We start from the raw sequence: 17,919 nt of genomic DNA, 5'->3' as shown, positions 1-17,919 counted from the left end.
ATTTGAGTGCGTACCAAGGTCTTTGCGCGCAACCGCGGTTCAATCGCACGGTCATCCCGAAGAAGCGATCCGCTGGACGGTCCAGTACAGGGACAAAACCAGTAAAGCGACCGAGCCGCCGCGCACCACCACGGTGTGATACAGCGACCAGCGCACCAAGACCACAGAGACCGCGCACCACAGGGCCACCACCATGAGCTGGCCTGCTTCTACCCCCAGGTTGAACCCCGCCAGCGCCCACACCAACAAGGTGCCAGAGACCCCTGCCTCCACCAGTACCCCAGAAAAACCCAGCCCGTGTACCAGCCCAAAGCCCAGGGCCAGCCATACGCTTTGCAGGCCCTTGACGGGAAACAGGTTGAGCAACGCCGATATTCCAATGCTGATGGCAATTGCCGGCTCCACCCAGTTGCCCGACACGGTGACCCAACCCAGGCCCGCCAACACCAGCGTGACCGAGTGGCCCAGCGTAAAACTGGTCACTGTGATCAGCAGTGTTTTGATTCCACTCTGGTGGGCCTTCTCCGGGGACTCGCTAAAAAACCCGGCAGCATCCTTGCGGGTGGACCTGCGCCGCTGCAGCAGAGAAATCGGCAGCAACAAAGCCAGCAGAAATGCCAAGTGGTCGTACCCCTCCAGGATGTGATGCACACCTTCGGTGACAAAGTGCAGCATCGTGGCGAAACCGCCGCGGGTGGTGCTGGACGTCTGGGGGCTCAAAACTCCCGAGGAATCACCAAGTCGTGCCGTCCGCAGATCGCTGCTGGAACGTCCGTCGGGCGCCAGCGCAGCAGCCAACGGCTGTTGGTTCAGCTCGCCACTCACCAGCAAGCGATGTGTGGGGTCGATACCCTGCATCAAACGGTAGGTGAGTGCCAGGGTCTTGGCGGCGGGGCAGTCCAGCGCGGAGGCAAAACGGATATACCGGCCATCGGTGCGCTGCTCCAGCGCTTCAAAGCGCCATGCCAAGGGCGTTACCACGTCACCGCACTGCCACTGCACACCCGCACTCGCCCACTGCGCGACGGCCGGGGTGGCTTGTCGAATCTCCCCCCAAGTGAGCTTCCGGTCGCCATCCGCATCCAGCAGTTCAAGCGCAGCATCCACATCCTTGAGCGCGAGCGACAGTTGCAGCCCCACCGCACCCGAGGGGCTTTGTCCATTGGACGCAGCCACATCAGATACGCGCAGGTAGGCATCGCTGGCCTTGTGCGCCCAGGCAGGGGGTGCCAGCGCACCAGCAACAACCAACCAGACGCTTGGCACCCAGTTTTTACAAACGGTGTTTGTTCGTTGGAAAAACCGCATCATCGAGCCCCCTCAATCTGCCACCGTGCCAGGCGCGCATCCTTGAGGCCCGACTGAAGCAAGGCCTGCCGAACAGCCTGGTGCGCCGACGCATCGCCAGCTTGCTCGGATGTCTGTAACGCCAGCCACCAGTCAAGGGGCTCCTTTTGCAACGCCAGGTTGGCTTGCGCAGCACGCCAGGCATCCGACGGATCGCCTTGAAGCCACAGGGCGAGCAAGGCGCGCTCGCGGGCATGCGTATCCAGCTCCTCACCGCGGGCGGCAATGGCGGCGTAACGGCCCTGCAGATCGCTCGTCAACCCTTTCCAGCCAGCGTCGCCGATCAAGCGCAGCGCGTAGGCGCGCCGCAACAGCACACCATCACTTTCTGGCTGGTTTTTGAGAACTTCAATAGCAGCCTCCGCTCGGCTGCGCCGCAGGAGCAGGTCAGCGTAAGCCAGCGCGGTGTAGCCATCGGTCGCGTCCGCCAGGCTGCGGCGGTAAGCAGCGTCGGCAGCGTCGTCGCGACCGGCTCGCTCCTCACTCTCGGCCAGGAGCGAGAGGACCCACGCACGGTTCGGCGAGTCGTCCAATTGCAGTGTCAGCGCCGTGAAGCCCTTGCGCGCTGCATCATGCTGACCCTGCAATGACTTGTTCTCCAACAAGCAGGCCGTGGCATACAGCGCTGCGCCATACCGCGCCACGTTGCGGCATGCCGACTCAGAAGCGGAATAACGTGCAGCCACACGCTCCAGCGTGGCCAGGGTGAGCCAGCCCTGCGTGTGGGCCGGATTGGCCTGCAAGGCGCGCTGCAAAGTGGCGCGTGCTGCAGAAAATTCATGTCGGCTTTGCTCAACGGTAGCCTGCAAAACCATCAGGTCGGAGGGTGCGTCGGGCTGGTTCCACCAGCGGGCCATTGCGCCTTGCGCGCGCCCCAGGTAGCGAGGGTCTGACGTCTCGCGGGAGAGGGTGATCCAGCGGCGAGCGGCCTCGGCAGCAGCCTGGGGGGTGGCCGGGGCTGCACTGACCCGCGCGGGCAGTTTTTCGATCACCTCGGTATCCACGCTGGGACGAAGATCTTTCGGCACCGCTGCAAGCAATGCGCAACTCCAAAGCGCAACGCCCAGGACCAAATACCGGTGAACAGAGCTTTTCATGTCGTCTTTGCGCGAAATGGGGAAGGGAGCTGAGATCGCGTTCACGATCTCGCAGGAAAGCAGGGCCCGCAGTGACCCCGATGCGCACGCGCAAACGTGCAGTCACGGGGTCACTGCACAACCTTCAGAGCCGCGAATCAGGCTCTTGGGTCTCGCTGCTGGACAGCACGATCTGGTTCACCTCCTGGGGCTCAGCGGTTTCTGATGCACCGCTGGCCACAATGGGCCGAACGTAGGCAAAGGCATCCACCACAACGGGCCCCGCGCCTGTATCAGCGGTGTTGTCGTTACCGCCTCCGCAGCCTGCAACTGCAAGCAGGGCCACCAGTGCGAGCGCCCACTGTTGAGTTCGAAGTATTTTGTGCATGGTCTTGCTCCTTTGAATCAGAAGTTCTTGGCGCCTGGCAGGGGTGGGTTCACGTATGGAAAGGCGGTGCGGTAGTCCGTGGCCTTGGTGCGTGACCCATCCACAAACTCCACACCGCCCGCAGGTGCGTCTGCAGGCTTGCAACCTACCTTCAACGCGTCTGCGGCACCCGTGACAGTGCACAGCGCTCCCATGGCGACCCGCAGAGAAACATCCACCACGTCGTCCCCCAGGCGCCGACCATTCGGGAAGCCCGCAGCATCGCCCGCCACCACACCCAAAGAGCTTTGAGCGCCCGCAGCAGTGGCCGCAATGCCCGTGTTCAGGCGCAGCATTTCGGCCAAGGGGCCTCCCGCACCGAGGGCCGTGACGTTGCCAGGGCGGTTAACCGTGGGCAAGCCCGTCAAAAACGCGGTCATCAGATCTGTGCGCGGGAAGTTGGTGGGGGCCTTGGCACCAAACAACACCTCGATCAACGCTGGCAGCGTGGGGTGGGTGACATAGTCCGCAAAGTTGGCGGCGTCATCCTTGGGCTTGGACGCGTTGAACTTGTCCTTGTCCTTGAGGCCAATCACCACTTCATTGACCAGCGGCATGCCCAGGCGCGACACCTGTGTCCATGCGCCACCCGCCTTTTCGCTGGCTTGCAGGCCCGACTCCGGCTTGCCGTTGAGCAATCGGGCCTGGCGCAGGCTGGCCGTGGTCCAGCCACCGATCACTTTTTCGCCCGAAGCAGCGGTCAAGCAGTTGGTGGGCATTTCCACGGCGAGCGAAGTCACGTTCTTGCTGGCGATCTGCCCGGCGCCAAAGGCCGCGGCATTCGACTCGCTCGTGATCACGCCTGCAGGCGCGTTGACCAGATCAAAAATGGTACCAAGCGATACGGCAAACGGATCTTGGCGTTGGCCGACAAATACCTTGCCGGGAGTGGAGCACCCGGGGATGTTGATGCCATAGACATATTTACCTGCGTAGGCGTCATAGGTTGCGGCGTTGCCCAGTGACTTCTCTCCGATGTAGTCAATCGGTTTGGTGAAGGTGCTGCCTCCGCCCGCCATCGTGATCTGCTCGCGCTTACCCGTGCGGCGATCGCCACGCACAATGAACATCTCATACTCTTCGCGGTAGGACAGCGGGTCAGATGCGCCACCGCTGATACCACCGGCGTTGCGCAGTGGAATAGCCACTTTTTTCTTGGCGCCATCTGCGCCGATGTCCAGCGTGATGCCGTTGCCCGCGTTGTTCAGCGTGTTCTTGAAGCGAAACTGCAGCGTGATGTCTTCTGACGCATCGCCGTTGTTGTCGATATGGATCTCATACAGCGCATTGGAATCCAGGCTGAAATAATTAGGCCCACCATATGCGTCCTGCAAGGGGAGGTAGTTGGCGATCATCGTGACAAAAGCCGCTCGCCCCGGTTCATAGCTGTTAAACAGATAAAAATCGGCGCCATCAACCTTGGGCTGGGTCGTGATGAACGGGGCCTCGCGGTGGCTGGATGCCAGACTGACACCCGCAGTGCAAACGGCCATTGCAGCAACTGCAACTAAATTGAGTTTCCTCAAATTCATGGAGATCTCCTCGTGGGTAAGTAGGGAAGCGGCGCCTCCCACCATCCACTACGGACCCCACAGCCCTTTGGATGTGGTTTTTCTCTCCAGCCCCATTCTTTCTATTGCCGACGCAAAAAACAGCAAATAAAGGCGATGCAAATCGGGAAACTACCGATGCCACATCCGCAAAAAATCTGTGATTTGAAACAACCAATCAAAGCGCGCCGCTGCAAAAAATCATGTCTCTTTCCGAATCAAAGATCCCTTGAAAAGCACGGGTCCAGTGGGGCCGGTGGCACCAGGCACTCCGCCACGCGGCTCCAGGCTAATTGCCAATGTGGGGACTTCTTTCACGTCGCCCTCGTCGGCCACGAGCTTGAGCAGCTTGTCTTGCCCCAGCACCCCCAGCGAACGCGGGCCACCGGCGGGTGGCAGCGCCCACAGTTGCAGGGACTTGTCCGCACCTTCCTGGAAGCCGCCCACGCGTTGCAGCACTAGCTGGTTGTTCTTGGGATCGAAGGTGACCAGCATCGATGCGGCAGCCTTGTCGTCCGCCAACACCGCCACGTATTGAATCTGCGGCGCCGCCTGCAACTGCTGCTGCAGTGCAGCAATCTGCGCGCCCGAGGTGGTGCGCAGACCGCCGTTGACCTGCACGCCGACCAGCACCGCGGCCACCGTGGCAATGGCCCCGGCCGCCGCAGCGCCGCGCCACACCAGCAGGTTGCGCCACCAGCCGACGTGGGCTGCGGGCGGCTCGGCAGCGCGTGCAGCCTGCATGGCGGCGGCGGCCTTGTCGGCCTGCACCAGGTTGTCGATGCGCGTCCATACAACGTCAGCGGGGTTGACTGCGGGCTGCAGCTCGGTCAGGCCGGACCATCGGGTCTGCCACACCAGGGCGGCGGCGCGCACGGTGGCGTGCTCGCGGGCCAGGGTTTCAAAGCGACGGCGTGCGCCGCCGCGCAGTGTGCCCAGTGCATAGTTGGCAGCCAGGCGGTCGAGCAGTTCGGGGTGTTGGGTGATGTTCATGGTGACCTTCCGTGCTCAGGCGTAACGTGCCATGCAGGTGCGCAGCTGTTCCAGCCCGCGCCGAATCCAGGTCTTGACGGTGCCCAGCGGCAGCTTGAGCTGTTCGGCCAGCTCACCGTGGCTTTGGTCGCGCAGGTAGGCCAGGCTGACCACTTCGCGCTGTTTGTGGTCCAACTTGCCCAGGCACTGGTGCAAGGCAAAGGCCTGTTCGCTGGCGTCGGCGGCATCCATGGGGTTGGGCGAGTCGCCTTCCAGAATCTGCGCCATGTCGTCGTCCAGCTCGTTCATCAGGTCCGAGCGGTCGCTGGTGCGTTTGCGCAAAGCATCCAGCGCCCTGCTGCGCACGATGAGCCCCATCCACGCCATCGGCGGGCTGAGCGAGGCGCGGTAGTTGCCGGCCCCGCGCCAGATGCCCATGAACGCCTCTTGCAGCACGTCCTCGGCCGCATCGCGGTTGCGAACAATGCGCAACGCCAGTCCAAAAAGCGGTGACGAGGTGCGCTCGTACAGCCTTTTGAGCGCGGAGTCGTCCTGCGCGGCGATGCGGTCAAGAAGGTCCATCAGTTCACGATCTGGTTGGGGGGTGCTCATGCGCCCATTCTCTGGGATAGGCCGGTTTTCACGGGGTTGCAGGGATTTGCTGTTGTAGGTGAATACGCCACAACCAGCCCTTTGGATGTAGCCAGCGGCAAAAAAAACCTGTTTTCTGGCGAGCACCCGTCGTGAAGAGACTGCCAGAGGGATGTGCCCGCCGGTTGAATCCAGCCGCGGGTCCGGGCCGTACTCCAAGGGTCCACATCGCCTTGCGCGCTCTGCCGGGTCGCCAGCGCACTCCCTTTCATTCAACCGCCGCCCATGCAAACCCAGCCCCTGCTCTCGCCTCCCTCGCACCGCGTTCGTTCAACTGCCACATTGGCCGCACTGCTTGTGCTGTGCGCCGCCCACAGCCCCGGCAGGGCGCAATCCGTGGAGCGGGGGCGCGCCGTCTATGCAGCGCATTGCAGCAGTTGCCACAGCGTCAACGTGCACGGAGACGGCCCCGCGCATGTGGGCGTGGTGGGCCGTCGCGCGGGGGCGCTCAAAGATTTTGACTATTCGCCCGCGCTGCAGCGCAGCAAGCTGCTGTGGACACGCGCCACGCTCAAGGCCTGGCTGACCAACCCCGAGGCGCTGATCCCCGGCCAGGGCATGGACTACCAACTGGACGATGAACGCGAGCGTGAGGATGTGGTGGCGTATCTCGCCACGCTCAAGCGTCTGCGCTGAGGCAGCGCATGGCACACATCCATCGGCGAGAGATTCAAATTTGATAGCTGCTAGCGCTTGATGGATAAGCGCTAGAGGCTATTTTTGCTTAAAAAATCTGTGAACAGAACTCATGGGAAGCACGATGAGTCCGTGCCCCGCCCACCCACTCATTGATCAGTCCGCAGAGATGTGCCCCGCTTCGGCCACCGGCCACCATCGCGTCGGCCTTCGCAAACGTCTATTGCACTCCAAGCGGCGGGTGCGGCAATGGAAGACGATTTTCCTTTCAGCCCGCAACATCCGCTGTTCTCCGCAAAGAGGTCTGCGCTATGGGTTGGTCGAGAGCGACGGTGTGGCTGAACGTTGGGGAGCGCCCGATTCCTTCGCAGGTCGAGCATCCTGCGCGCACTGCACAAAGGCACGCACCATGGCGCTGTTCTGACGTTCTGCCAAACACACCACGTGCGCGTACGTTCGCACTTTGGCATCGCTGATTCGCACTGCGCGCAAGCCGGGGCCTGGAACATATTCCACCTCCGAGACGGCCGCTACACCAACGTTCTGCAGCACCGCCTCGCGGATGATCTCGCGGCTGGCGATCTCCATGACCACATCGGGCTTCACACCCGCCGACTCCATGGCCATTTCAATGGCCTTGCGGGTCGTAGAACCCGATTCGCGAAGGATCAGTCTCTCGCCCTGCAGCTCGGCAATTCCAATACTGCGGCGCAGTGCAAAGGGATGCTGTGTCGAACAAAAAATGGTCACTGCGTGCTCGCTATAGGGCACGGATACGAAGCGCTCGTCGTGAGCAACCTGCGCGAGCACGCCCACATCGGCGCTGTAATCCGCCAGCCGGTCCAAAACCTCCTGCGAATTGCCAGTGCTCACCGATACCGTGATTCCCGGATAGTGCTGGTTGAACGCCACCAGCATCCGCGTGACGTGTGACGGACCAACCGCTGCCACGCGCAGGTGGCCCGTGCGCAGCTCACCCGACTCTCGCAGCAATTGCACAGCCTCCGCTTCCAACCCAAAGATCTGCCGCGACAAGGTCATCAGGCGTTCGCCCATCTCTGTGGGTCGAACCCGTCGTCCCGCGCGATGGAAGAGCTCGACGCCGTAGAGCACTTCCAGTTGGCCCACTTGCGTAGTCACCGTGGGCTGGCTGACATGCAGGCTTCGGGCCGCGGCCGTGAAGCTGCCGGTGGTTGCTACTGCGTGGAAAGAACGTAGTTGGGTCAGTCGCATGGGAGGTGTGGAGACAGGTTCAGGTGGGTCTGGGTGAATCCATAGATTGAATCAATAGTTGATGACAGTTTTTTGTATGGACTAAATAGCTGAGGGAGCTTCCGCTGTCACGGAATCGTCAAACAGCGCCGAAATACTGCCGTCATCCCTGTTGCAAGGCCATCGCCAACTCGGCGTGCAAGGCCTCCCATCTCATGAATCCCATCGTCTTGAGCGCAAGCTCCGTGAAGCGCAGTTACGGCAGTCATCAGGCTCTGCGAAATGTCTCTCTGGAGGTGCGGCGCGGCGAGCGCGTCGCACTGCTGGGTGCCTCCGGCTCTGGCAAGTCGACACTGATCCGCTGTCTGTGCGGGCTCGAAACCACCGACCCGGACGGCGGCCGCATCGAAGCCTTTGGCCAGTTGCTGCAGGCACGAGGTCGGCTCAGCCCGGACATCCGCGCACTGCGGCGGCGCATCGGCGTGATCTTTCAGCAGTTCAACCTGGTCGGCCGCCTGAGCGTGATGAACAACGTGATGACGGGATTGGCTGCTGAGGCGCCGCTGTGGCGCGCACTGGCCGGTCGATATCACGTGAATGACCAGGCCCGTGCCTTGGACGCGCTCGATGCCATTGGCCTGATGCCCCAGGCCTTCCAGCGCGCATCGACGCTGTCGGGTGGTCAGCAGCAACGTGCAGCCATCGCCCGCGTCCTCTTGCAGGGCGCTGAACTGGTGCTGGCCGATGAGCCGGTTGCGTCGCTGGATCCTCAGTCCACCCACCGCGTGATGGAGCACCTGGCGGCCCTGAACCGCGAGTCCGGCATGACGCTCGTCGTGAGCTTGCACCACGTGGCCTTGGCGCAGCGCTACTGCGACCGCGTGGTGGCCCTGCGCGATGGCGCTTTGGTCTACGACGGCCCCAGCGATGCGTTGACTCCGCGCTTTCTTGAACAGCTCTACGGCACTGCCGCAGCAGAGCTGCTGCAAGAACCGGGTACCGAAAAACCAGGCACCGAAGACTCTGTCAACAACGTGATCCCACTCGCGCTGGCGGCCTGACGCCAGCACCCACTCCCTTCAACCCCCAAAGGAAATTACATGCTCAAGCTTCGTACCCTCGCCATTGCTGCCCTGTCTGCCGCAGCGGCTTTCGCCCATGCGCAGGACATCAACTTCGGCATCATCGCCACCGACTCCGCGTCCACCCAGCGCGAACGCTGGGAGCCCTTCTTTAAGGACATGGAGAAGAAGACAGGCCTGAGCGTCAAGTCCTTCTACGCACCCGACTACGCGGGTGTGATCGAAGCCATGCGCTTTAACAAAATCCAGGTGGCCTGGTACGGCAACAAGTCCGCTATGGAAGCCGTGGACCGTGCCAACGGCGAGGTCTTTGCGCAGGTCATGTTTGCTGATGGCAGCTTCGGCTACAAAAGCCTGCTCATCACGCGCAACGACAGCCCCCTGAAGTCGTGGGAGGACGTGGTGAAGAACGGCAAGTCGCTGAACTTCGGCATCGGCGACCCAAACTCCACATCGGGCTTCCTGGTGCCGACCTTCTACCTGTTCTCACAAAACAAGATCGACTACCGCACGGCCTTCAAGACGGCGCGCAACGCCAGCCACGGCGCCAACATCCAAGCTGTGTTGGCCCGCCAGATCGACGTGGCCACCAACAACACCGAAGAGATGGACAAGCTGAAAGCCAGCAAGCCCGAGCTGGCCAGCCAACTGCGCGTGCTGTGGGAAAGCCCGCTGATCCCGAGCGACCCCTTCGTCTGGCGCAAGGACCTGGACCCGGCCGTGAAAGCAAAGATCAAGAACTTCGTCCTGAACTACGCCAAGACGGATGAACAGGAAAAGACGATCCTCAAGAACATCTACAACTACGGCGGCTTCCGCGAGTCCAGCAATGCGCAGTTGGTGCCGATTCGGCAACTGGAGCTGTTCAAGGACCGCAGCAAGGTCGAGAACGACACCGCGCTGGACGCTGCAACGCGCGCCAAGCAACTGGCCGAGATTGACGCCAAGCTGGCGGCACTGAAACTGTGAACACCGCAACCTTTCACCGCGCCGCGCCCAGCGATGCAGCGCTGGAGCGCCTACGGGCGCGCGCCGAAAGCGAGCGCCCGGGCGTGTTGACCTACGTGGTGTGGGCGACCGTGATGGGCGTGCTGGCCTGGGCTTGGCGGGGTGCCGAGATCCGGCCGCTGGACCTGGTTCGCGATGCGGGCAACATCAGCACTTACGCCAGCGACTTCTTCCCGCCTGACTTCCGCGACTGGCGGATCTACGCCAAGGAGATGCTGGTCACGCTGCACATCGCCATCTGGGGCACGGTACTGGCCTTGGTGGCCGCCGTGCCCGCAGGCCTGCTGTGTGCCTCCAACGTGGCGCCGGCCTGGGTGTATCAGCCCATGCGCCGCCTCATGGATGCCTGCCGCGCCATCAACGAGATGGTGTTCGCAATGCTATTCATCGTCGCCGTCGGGCTTGGTCCCTTCGCAGGCGTGCTGGCCCTGGCGATCCACACCACCGGCACGCTGGCCAAGCTGTTCTCCGAGTCGGTGGAGGCCATCGACCCGCGCCCGGTGGAAGGCATCCGTGCCACCGGCGGCCACCGCCTGGTAGAAGTGATCCATGGTGTCATCCCGCAGGTGATGCCGCTGTGGCTCAGCTTCACGCTGTACCGCTTCGAGTCGAACGTGCGTTCGGCCTCCGTGGTTGGCATGGTGGGCGCGGGCGGCATCGGTGTGGTGCTGTACGAGGTGATTCGCAGTTTCCAGTACGGCCAGACTGCGGCCGTTCTGTTGATCTTGGTGGTCACGGTATCGCTGATCGACGTGGTGTCGGCCAAGGTGCGCAAGCGCTTCATCTGACAACGCCTTGGCGCAATCCTGGCTTCGGCCAGGGCTGCACCACACCGATGCGCGCATGCCCGCTCTGTGCCTTTTTGAAGAATTCCTGTGATGACCCTTTCCCCACATTCCCAACAAGCTATCGAGGTGAATGGGCGCCGCTACGCCTGGCCGCAAGCGCCCGTGGTCGTGGTGTGTGTTGATGGCTGCGAGCCCGACTACCTCGTGCAGGCCCGCCGTGCAGGTGTCACGCCATGGTTGGACAGCGTGCTGTCGCGTTACGGCGCACTGACCGGCGACAGCGTGGTGCCCAGCTTCACCAACCCCAACAACGTCTCGATCGTGACGGGCGTTCCGCCTTCGGTGCACGGCATCTGCGGCAACTACTTTTACGATGTGACGACCGGCGGCGAGGTGATGATGAACGACCCCGCCTACCTGCGAGCGCCCACCTTGCTGGCCGCGTTTGCGCAAGCAGGCGCCGTCGTCGCAGCCGTAACGGCCAAGGACAAGCTGCGCCGCCTGCTGGGGCATGGCCTGCGTGGCATCTGCTTCTCGGCCGAAAAGGCGGACCAGGCGACGCTGGCGGATGGCGGCATCGACCATGCGTTGGATCTGGTCGGCCGTCCGTTGCCATCGGTCTACAGCGCCGATCTCAGCGAGTTTGTCTTTGCCGCCAGCGTGGCCTTGCTAAAGACGAGGCGCCCCGACCTGATGTACCTGTCGACCACCGACTACGTGCAGCACAAGGCCGCGCCCGGCACGACCGAAGCGAACGATTTCTACGCCATGATGGACGGCTACCTGGGCCGCATGGACGCGCTGGGCGCAGTGATCGGTCTGACAGCCGACCATGGCATGAGCGCCAAAACCGACGCAGCCGGACAGCCCCAGGTGCTCTATCTGCAGCAGATTCTGGATGAACGCCTGGGCGCTGGCAGCACGCGCGTGATCCTGCCCATCACCGACCCTTATGTGGTGCATCACGGGGCGCTGGGCTCCTTTGCAACGGTCTATGCGGCTTCTGCTTTCGGTTCGAGCGTGCAAGAGGTTCTGAGCGTGCAACCGGGCGTGGAGCAGGTGCTGCCGCGCGAGGAGGCTGCGCAGCGCTTCGAACTGCCGACCGACCGCATCGGTGACTGGGTGGTGCTGGGCGATCACCTGACCGTGTTCGGCACCCGTCCTGCCGATCACGACCTGAGCGCTTTGGACGTGCCGCTGCGCTCCCACGGCGGCCTGTCGGAACAGAAGGTTCCGCTGCTGTTCAACCGGCCTCTGCAGGGCGTGGATGCTGGCCGCCGCCTGCGCAACTTCGATGTGTTCGACCTCGTGTTGAACCACACACTAGCCTCTACGTAGAACCCCCATGACCCACGTTTTTTTTAACCCCGTTCGCAGCGTCTACGGAGTCGGTTCGCTCACGTCCCTTACCGCGCTGGTGGACGGCCGCAAAGCGGCACTTGTGACTTTTCCTGAAGCCCGCGCGCTGGGCCTGGTCCATCGCATCGAACAGCTTCTGGGGCCGTCGCTCGTCCAGGTCATCGACGACGTGCGACCCAATCCCGATGTGCGCGAGCTGCGCGCGCTCTACGAAGCCTTCTGGGGTGCGCCTGAGCAAGCCGACCTCCTCATTGCGGTGGGTGGGGGCAGCGCCATCGACACCGCCAAGGCGTTGATGGTGGGCACCACCGATGGCAGCTTCGGCGAACTGATTCGGGCGCTGGAGGCTGGCAAGGGTTTCACACCGACCCGTCTCAAGCCACTCATAGCCGTTCCCACCACCGCAGGCACGGGCAGCGAGGTAACGCCTTGGGCAACGATCTGGGACCAAGCGGCGCAGAAGAAATATTCGCTGCATCTGCCGCAGACCTGGCCCTCGGTCGCGTTGCTCGACCCAGAACTCATGCTGTCGCTGCCGGCGTCCGTCACGCTGCAGAGCGGGCTCGATGCCCTGTCGCACGCGCTGGAAGCGATCTGGAACGTCAATGCCAACCCGGTCTCCGACACCTTCGCCGTTGCCGCAGTTCAAGAGATTTTTGCCACATTGCCAGCCCTGATGGGGGCGCTGAACAACGTGCAGTTGCGGGGCCGGATGGCGCTGGCCGCCCTGAAGGCAGGCATGGCTTTTTCCAACACGCGCACTGCGCTGGCGCATTCGATCTCGTACGAGATGACGCTGCGCCACGGCTTGCCGCACGGCATTGCGTGCGCCTTCCCCTTGCCGCTGGTGCTGGCACGGGCCATCGGGCGCGACGCTGCGCGGGATGCCGTGCTGCAGCAGGCGCTTGGCCCCCTGACCGACGCACCTGGCAGGCTGTCGGCCTTTATCGAAGGCCTGGGCGTGGGCACGCACTTTGCCGACTACGGCGTGTCCGACGCCGAGGCCGAGCGGATGGTCGCGCACGCACTGACCGGCGCACGCGGGCGCAACTTCATTGGCTCTGCCCCAGCCCTGGAGGCCGAAGCCGCATGAACGTCCTTCCCCGATTCTCTGGACTCTGGCGCTCCACCTCTCAGCAGCCCGCACCGGATGGCTACCTGAAATGACAGATATCCTTCACAAGCCGACGAGAAATGCCTCGCACTTCGATCTGATCGTCGTCGGTGCGGGCATCGTGGGCCTGGCCCATGCCTACACGGCGGCCCGTCGAGGCCTCAAAGTCTGCGTCGTCGAACGTGACGCCGCCTGTGTCAGCGCCTCGATTCGCAACTTCGGCTTTGTCACCGTCACGGGCCAGGGCGCAGGCGACACCTGGCGCCGGGCGCGCCGCTCGCGCGAAGTGTGGGACACGGTGGCCCCGCAGGCGGGCATCGAGGTTCTGCACCGTGGGCTGTACGTCCGTGCGCAGCGGCCTTCGGCCCACGCGGTTCTGGAAGCCTTCATGCGCACGGAGATGGGCGAGGGCTGCGAGCTGCTCACGTCGGCCGAAGCCTCCCTGCGCGCGCCGGTGTTGCAGCTCGACGCAGCGCAGGCCGTACTCTACAGCCCACACGATCTGCGCGTGGAGTCCCGCACGGCCATCGGCCTGCTGGCGCGCTGGCTGGCCGCACAGCACGGTGTGATTTTCCGTTTTGGAGAAGCCGTGCTGGAGATATCCACGCCCCTCGTGCGCACCTCGCGTGCGGTGCTGCGCGCCGAGCGCGTGGCAGTCTGCACCAACACCGAACTGCACGGTTTGTTTGCCGAGCGACTGAGCCACCAGGACTTGCGCCTGTGTCAGCTGCAGATGCTGCGTGTCACGCCTGAGCCGGGATTCCGGTTGCCAGGGTCGGTGATGGGCGATCTCAGTTTGGTGCGCTACCCCGGATACAGCCAGTTGCCCGAAGCTGCGCCACTGCTGGCCCAACTGCAGCGCGAGGAGGCCGAGTCGCTGGCCCATGGCATCCACCTCATCGTGGTGCAGAGCGCCGACGGTTCTCTGGTGGTAGGCGACTCGCATCACTACGGCGCGGCGCCCGAACCTTTTGCGCAAGAGCACGTGGACACATTGATCCTGCGCCACCTGCGCGAGACGCTCAAGCTCCAACAGGCCACCGTGACCGCCCGGTGGGTCGGAACGTACCCCTCGTCCGCCACCCGGGATTGCCTCATCGATGCGCCCGACGATTCCACGCGCCTCGTCCTCGTCACCAGCGGCACCGGCGCGAGCACGGCCTTTGGCATCGCCGAAGACGTGTTCTCTGCCTGGTGATCACCCCTCACTCTGAAACCGATTCATGAACGCCACCATCCAATCCACCCCTTCCGTTTCTAATGCCCAGGACCAATTGAGCGCCGTTGTCTTCGACTGGGCAGGCACTTTGCTGGACTTCGGCTCCTGCGCGCCCATGGGTGCCTTCGTGCGCCTTTTCGAGCAGTTCGGCATCACGCTCAGCATCGAACAGGCCCGAGGCCCCATGGGCATGGCCAAGTGGGATCACATCCGCGCGTTGGGTCTTCTGCCTGAGGTCGCCGCACAATGGCAGGACCGCTATGGCCAGCCCATGAGCGACGCTGATGTGGACCGCCTCTACGAGGTTTTCACACCTCTCAACGCGGCCGTGGTGCCAGACTTTTCGGATTTCATTCCGGGAGCGCTGGACACAGTCGCGGCCATCCGTCAGCGGGGCCTCAAAGTCGGCTCCACCACGGGCTACAACCGGCCCATCATGGAGGTGGTGTCCGCCATCGCCGCCCGTGGCGGTTTTGTGCCTGACAGCCTGGTGTGCGCAGGCGATCTCGTCACGGGTCGGCCCACGCCGTTGATGATGTGGCGCACCTTTGCGGACTTGGGCATTTGCTGGCCCTCGACTGTCGTCAAGGTCGATGACACGGAAGTGGGCATCGAAGAAGGGCTGAATGCAGGGACCTGGACCGTGGGGGTGTGCGTCAGCGGAAACGCGATGGGCCTGTCGCTCGCAGACTGGCAGGCACTTTCTGAGGAACAGCAGATCGCACGACGCGCGGCGGCGGCCGCAAAGCTACATGGCGCCGGAGCGCACTATGTGATCGACTCGGTCGCTGACCTGCTACCGGTGCTGGACGATATCCAGCACCGGCTGGCACGCGGCGAACAGGCTGGCTCCATGGGCGGTAGTTCGCCGTCCCAGCCGCAGATCGACAGCAACTAGAGCAGATTCCAGGAATTCAACGATGCGCAGGCTCAGGCGTGCTTATTCGCTTGCTCGCTCAGCCGTGATCGCCTGAAGCGCCCAGTCACTCTCACTCGATGACAGCAGCGCTCAAATTTCAAACCGGATAGGTTCCCGGCAACAGAATCGACCGATCCACCGTGTTGATGTTGGTGTGCCCGCAGAACGCCATGGTGATGTCCAGTTCCTTCTGAATGATTTGCAGCGCGCGCGTCACGCCCGCCTCGCCAAACGCGCCCAGGCCATACAAAAAGCTGCGGCCGATCAACGTGCCTTGCGCACCCAACGCGCGGGCCTTCAGCACGTCTTGCCCGCTGCGAATGCCGCCGTCCATCCACACTTCGATGTCTTTGCCCGCTGCGGCGGCAATGCCCGGCAACGCGGCGATGGAGGATGGAGCGCCGTCCAATTGGCGGCCGCCGTGGTTGCTGACGATGAGCGCATCGGCGCCACTATCAACGGCCAGGCGGGCGTCTTCGGCGTCCATGATGCCTTTCAGGATCAGCTTGCCGCCCCAGCGTTTTTTGACCCACTCCACATCGCCCCAGTTAAGCTGCGGGTCAAACTGCTCGGCCGTCCACGACGAGAGCGACGACAAGTCGCCCACACCCTTGGCATGGCCGACGATGTTGCCAAAGCTGCGGCGCTGGGTGCCCAGCATGCCCAGACACCAGCGGGGCTTGGTGGCCAGGTTGATGAGGTTCTTCAGCGTGGGCCGCGGCGGAGCCGAAAGACCATTCTTGATGTCCTTGTGGCGCTGGCCCAGGATCTGCAAATCCAGCGTGAGCTGCAGCGCCGAGCAGTTGGCGGCCTTGGCGCGGTCGATCAAACGCTCGATGAAATCGCGGTCGCGCATCACATACACCTGAAACCAGAAGGGGTGGTTGCCAGTGTGCTCGGCCACGTCTTCGATAGAGCAGATGCTCATGGTGGACAGCGTGAACGGAATACCAAACGCTTTGGCCGCCTTGGCTCCCAAAATCTCACCGTCGGCGTGCTGCATGCCCGTGAGGCCCGTGGGCGCAATGGCCACGGGCATGGCCACGTCCTGCCCGACCATGGTGGTGCGGGTGCTGCGGCCTTCCATGTTCACGGCCACGCGCTGGCGCAGCTTGATGCTCTGAAAATCTGTGGTGTTGGCCCGGTAGGTGCCCTCGGTGTACGAGCCTGAATCGGCATAGTCATAAAACATGCGCGGCACGCGGCGCTCGGCAATGACGCGCAGGTCTTCGATGCAGGTGATTTTGGACAGATTGGGCACGCAGCTCTCCAGAACGGGGGATGCGCTGCATGTTAGGCGGTGGCGAGCCGCCCAGCCATCAAAATTATTTCGATGGTCTGCAAAATATTTACGGCAGGCGCACTGCCGCAAAAATTTCACCAGCAGAACTCGACCCGTCAACGGAACGATGCTGCGGGCAGCTGCCCTTGTTGCTGAACCTTGCAGAAAACCGGGCACTGCACCAAGAACCGCGCATGGACACCGTGCAGGAAGCGATCGCCAAGGCTGGTGTCCTCCGCGCCTCGTGATGAGAACGTGAAGGGTTGCATGGAGTCGGCATCCATCTACGGAAAACCGTTCATGCTGAGCTTTCTATCCTGAGCCTGCCAAAGGGCACCGCCCGAACGGGTGTTTCCAGTGCGAAGGTGCCGACTCAATAACTCTCGAAAACTCCCACTCACTACTTGGCGGTGACCACCACCGTGCCCGCCAACACCACCGTGGGCTCGGCGCCCTGCCCGACGTAGAGCATGAAGCGCATGCGCCCGCCGCGTTTGGCGGCGTACATCGCGCTGTCGGCGTGGCGCGACAACGCGTCAAACGTGTCGCCGTGCTGGGGGTACAGCGCGATGCCGCCGCTCAGGCCCACATGCAGCATCTCGCCCGCCAGGTGAAACGGCGCGTCGCACGACGCCAGAATTTTGCGCGCCACGCCACATGCGGCCTCTGCGCCATCAAGCCCCGGCAGCAGCACCACAAATTCGTCGCCCCCTTGGCGACACACGGTGTCTGACGCGCGGACAGCCGCCTGCAAACGCTGGGCAAACTGCACCAGTAGCTGGTCGCCCACATCGTGGCCCAGGCTGTCGTTCACGGCCTTGAAGCCATCCAGGTCGAGGTACATCACGGCCAGGCTTTTGCCATCGCGCCGTGCCTGCGAGATGGCCAGCTGGGCGCGGTCTTGCAGCAACACACGGTTGGGCAGGTCCGTCAGTGCGTCGTACTGCGCCAGGTGGGCCATGCGCTCGGCCATGGCCGCGGCCTCGGTCACATCCCGCAGCACGGCCACGGCGCCGGTCACCGCGCCATGGCGATCGGTGATGGGGCTGGCGGTTTCTTCGACCTGAAAACGCTGGCCGCTGCGGCGGTGCACCACCACGCCACGCACCACGTCCACCACCGCAGCTTGCTGGATGGCAGCGCGCAGCGGGCTGGCCAGCAGGTCGTCGTTGTCTGCGCTGCGCAGGCTCACCACCTCGTCCACGTTGTGGCCTGCCGCGTCAAACGCCTGCCAGCCAGTCAGGCGTTCGGCCACGGGGTTGAGGTAGGTGACGCCG

18 protein-coding genes are annotated in these 17,919 nt (G+C 63.3%); 9 read left to right on the top strand and 9 right to left on the bottom strand.

Translation table 11 applies throughout. From position 1 onward, the window contains the following. Positions 1–51: 51 nt before the first annotated feature. The 6 genes from ACK41V_RS08470 to ACK41V_RS08445 form a co-directional block, all read right to left on the bottom strand. Positions 52–1,266 carry a HupE/UreJ family protein gene (locus ACK41V_RS08470; RefSeq protein ID WP_409780569.1) on the bottom strand — a complete coding sequence of 405 codons (1,215 nt, stop codon included), beginning with the start codon at positions 1,264–1,266 and terminating at the stop codon, positions 52–54. Positions 1,267–1,307: 41 nt separating this feature from the next. Continuing rightward, a complete protein-coding gene (locus ACK41V_RS08465; RefSeq protein ID WP_409780567.1) occupies positions 1,308–2,444 on the bottom strand; it encodes a hypothetical protein in 1,137 nt (378 codons plus the stop codon). Positions 2,445–2,568: 124 nt separating this feature from the next. Beyond that, positions 2,569–2,811: a hypothetical protein gene (locus ACK41V_RS08460; protein WP_409780564.1), complete on the bottom strand. Its 243-nt coding sequence runs from the start codon at positions 2,809–2,811 to the stop codon at positions 2,569–2,571. A 17-nt stretch (positions 2,812–2,828) separates the two neighbouring features. Beyond that, a complete protein-coding gene (locus tag ACK41V_RS08455; RefSeq protein ID WP_409780561.1) occupies positions 2,829–4,382 on the bottom strand; it encodes a DUF4331 domain-containing protein in 1,554 nt (517 codons plus the stop codon). A gap of 219 nt (positions 4,383–4,601) precedes the next feature. Beyond that, positions 4,602–5,393 carry an anti-sigma factor domain-containing protein gene (locus ACK41V_RS08450; RefSeq protein ID WP_409780558.1) on the bottom strand — a complete coding sequence of 264 codons (792 nt, stop codon included), beginning with the start codon at positions 5,391–5,393 and terminating at the stop codon, positions 4,602–4,604. A 15-nt stretch (positions 5,394–5,408) separates the two neighbouring features. After that, positions 5,409–5,984 (bottom strand): RNA polymerase sigma factor, encoded by a 576-nt coding sequence (locus ACK41V_RS08445; protein WP_409780555.1) that lies wholly within the window; start codon positions 5,982–5,984, stop codon positions 5,409–5,411. A gap of 264 nt (positions 5,985–6,248) precedes the next feature. Here ACK41V_RS08445 and ACK41V_RS08440 point away from each other — a divergent pair, with 264 nt between their 5' ends. Beyond that, complete coding sequence (locus tag ACK41V_RS08440; RefSeq protein WP_409780552.1) at positions 6,249–6,659, top strand: c-type cytochrome; 411 nt, start codon at positions 6,249–6,251, stop codon at positions 6,657–6,659. 309 nt (positions 6,660–6,968) lie between these two features. Here ACK41V_RS08440 and ACK41V_RS08435 read toward each other — a convergent pair whose 3' ends face one another. Continuing rightward, the gene (locus ACK41V_RS08435) at positions 6,969–7,892 is read right to left on the bottom strand and encodes a LysR substrate-binding domain-containing protein (protein ID WP_409780550.1); all 924 of its coding nucleotides are present in this window, start codon (positions 7,890–7,892) and stop codon (positions 6,969–6,971) included. Between the two features lie 194 nt (positions 7,893–8,086). On the opposite strand from ACK41V_RS08435, the gene phnC reads away from it, so the two are divergent. The 7 genes from phnC to phnX all read left to right on the top strand — a co-directional run bounded on the left by phnC (position 8,087) and on the right by phnX (position 15,339). Continuing rightward, complete coding sequence (gene phnC / locus ACK41V_RS08430; RefSeq protein ID WP_409780547.1) at positions 8,087–8,932, top strand: phosphonate ABC transporter ATP-binding protein; 846 nt, start codon at positions 8,087–8,089, stop codon at positions 8,930–8,932. A 39-nt stretch (positions 8,933–8,971) separates the two neighbouring features. After that, positions 8,972–9,922, top strand: a complete 951-nt coding sequence (gene phnD / locus ACK41V_RS08425) for a phosphonate ABC transporter substrate-binding protein (protein ID WP_409780544.1) — start codon at positions 8,972–8,974, stop codon at positions 9,920–9,922. A gap of 83 nt (positions 9,923–10,005) precedes the next feature. After that, positions 10,006–10,749, top strand: coding sequence for a phosphonate ABC transporter, permease protein PhnE (gene phnE, locus ACK41V_RS08420; RefSeq protein ID WP_409780728.1), 744 nt, complete (start codon positions 10,006–10,008; stop codon positions 10,747–10,749). 90 nt (positions 10,750–10,839) lie between these two features. Further along, complete coding sequence (phnA, locus tag ACK41V_RS08415; RefSeq protein ID WP_409780541.1) at positions 10,840–12,087, top strand: phosphonoacetate hydrolase; 1,248 nt, start codon at positions 10,840–10,842, stop codon at positions 12,085–12,087. Between the two features lie 7 nt (positions 12,088–12,094). Then, positions 12,095–13,201 carry an iron-containing alcohol dehydrogenase PsrA gene (gene psrA, locus ACK41V_RS08410; protein ID WP_409780538.1) on the top strand — a complete coding sequence of 369 codons (1,107 nt, stop codon included), beginning with the start codon at positions 12,095–12,097 and terminating at the stop codon, positions 13,199–13,201. Positions 13,202–13,271: 70 nt separating this feature from the next. Further along, positions 13,272–14,420, top strand: a complete 1,149-nt coding sequence (locus ACK41V_RS08405; RefSeq protein WP_409780535.1) for a TIGR03364 family FAD-dependent oxidoreductase — start codon at positions 13,272–13,274, stop codon at positions 14,418–14,420. A gap of 25 nt (positions 14,421–14,445) precedes the next feature. Next, positions 14,446–15,339 carry a phosphonoacetaldehyde hydrolase gene (gene phnX / locus ACK41V_RS08400; RefSeq protein ID WP_409780533.1) on the top strand — a complete coding sequence of 298 codons (894 nt, stop codon included), beginning with the start codon at positions 14,446–14,448 and terminating at the stop codon, positions 15,337–15,339. Positions 15,340–15,457: 118 nt separating this feature from the next. On the opposite strand, the gene ACK41V_RS08395 is transcribed toward phnX, so the two are convergent. Next, positions 15,458–16,621, bottom strand: coding sequence for an L-lactate dehydrogenase (locus tag ACK41V_RS08395; protein WP_409780530.1), 1,164 nt, complete (start codon positions 16,619–16,621; stop codon positions 15,458–15,460). A 29-nt stretch (positions 16,622–16,650) separates the two neighbouring features. Between ACK41V_RS08395 and ACK41V_RS08390 the strand changes: the two genes are divergently transcribed. Then, complete coding sequence (locus ACK41V_RS08390; protein WP_409780527.1) at positions 16,651–16,890, top strand: hypothetical protein; 240 nt, start codon at positions 16,651–16,653, stop codon at positions 16,888–16,890. A 152-nt stretch (positions 16,891–17,042) separates the two neighbouring features. Here ACK41V_RS08390 and ACK41V_RS08385 read toward each other — a convergent pair. Beyond that, positions 17,043–17,919 (bottom strand): diguanylate cyclase domain-containing protein (locus ACK41V_RS08385; protein WP_409780524.1); only part of this gene is annotated, 877 nt, incomplete at its 5' end.

Origin of the sequence: Acidovorax sp. (assembly GCF_046291265.1) — a bacterium.
GTDB lineage: Bacteria > Pseudomonadota > Gammaproteobacteria > Burkholderiales > Burkholderiaceae_C > Acidovorax.
The sequence above is the reverse complement of the archived record's forward strand: the minus strand, read 5'-3'. Positions and strand labels throughout refer to the sequence as shown.

Coding starts and splice junctions, on each gene's coding strand:
- ACK41V_RS08465 (WP_409780567.1), bottom strand. CDS start 2,444: ATGAAAAGCTCTGTTCACCGGTATTTGGTCCTGGGCGTTGCGCTTTGG.
- ACK41V_RS08460 (WP_409780564.1), bottom strand. CDS start 2,811: ATGCACAAAATACTTCGAACTCAACAGTGGGCGCTCGCACTGGTGGCC.
- ACK41V_RS08455 (WP_409780561.1), bottom strand. CDS start 4,382: ATGAATTTGAGGAAACTCAATTTAGTTGCAGTTGCTGCAATGGCCGTT.
- ACK41V_RS08450 (WP_409780558.1), bottom strand. CDS start 5,393: ATGAACATCACCCAACACCCCGAACTGCTCGACCGCCTGGCTGCCAAC.
- ACK41V_RS08445 (WP_409780555.1), bottom strand. CDS start 5,984: ATGAGCACCCCCCAACCAGATCGTGAACTGATGGACCTTCTTGACCGC.
- ACK41V_RS08440 (WP_409780552.1), top strand. CDS start 6,249: ATGCAAACCCAGCCCCTGCTCTCGCCTCCCTCGCACCGCGTTCGTTCA.
- ACK41V_RS08435 (WP_409780550.1), bottom strand. CDS start 7,892: ATGCGACTGACCCAACTACGTTCTTTCCACGCAGTAGCAACCACCGGC.
- phnC (WP_409780547.1), top strand. CDS start 8,087: ATGAATCCCATCGTCTTGAGCGCAAGCTCCGTGAAGCGCAGTTACGGC.
- phnD (WP_409780544.1), top strand. CDS start 8,972: ATGCTCAAGCTTCGTACCCTCGCCATTGCTGCCCTGTCTGCCGCAGCG.
- phnA (WP_409780541.1), top strand. CDS start 10,840: ATGACCCTTTCCCCACATTCCCAACAAGCTATCGAGGTGAATGGGCGC.
- psrA (WP_409780538.1), top strand. CDS start 12,095: ATGACCCACGTTTTTTTTAACCCCGTTCGCAGCGTCTACGGAGTCGGT.
- ACK41V_RS08405 (WP_409780535.1), top strand. CDS start 13,272: ATGACAGATATCCTTCACAAGCCGACGAGAAATGCCTCGCACTTCGAT.
- phnX (WP_409780533.1), top strand. CDS start 14,446: ATGAACGCCACCATCCAATCCACCCCTTCCGTTTCTAATGCCCAGGAC.
- ACK41V_RS08390 (WP_409780527.1), top strand. CDS start 16,651: ATGTTAGGCGGTGGCGAGCCGCCCAGCCATCAAAATTATTTCGATGGT.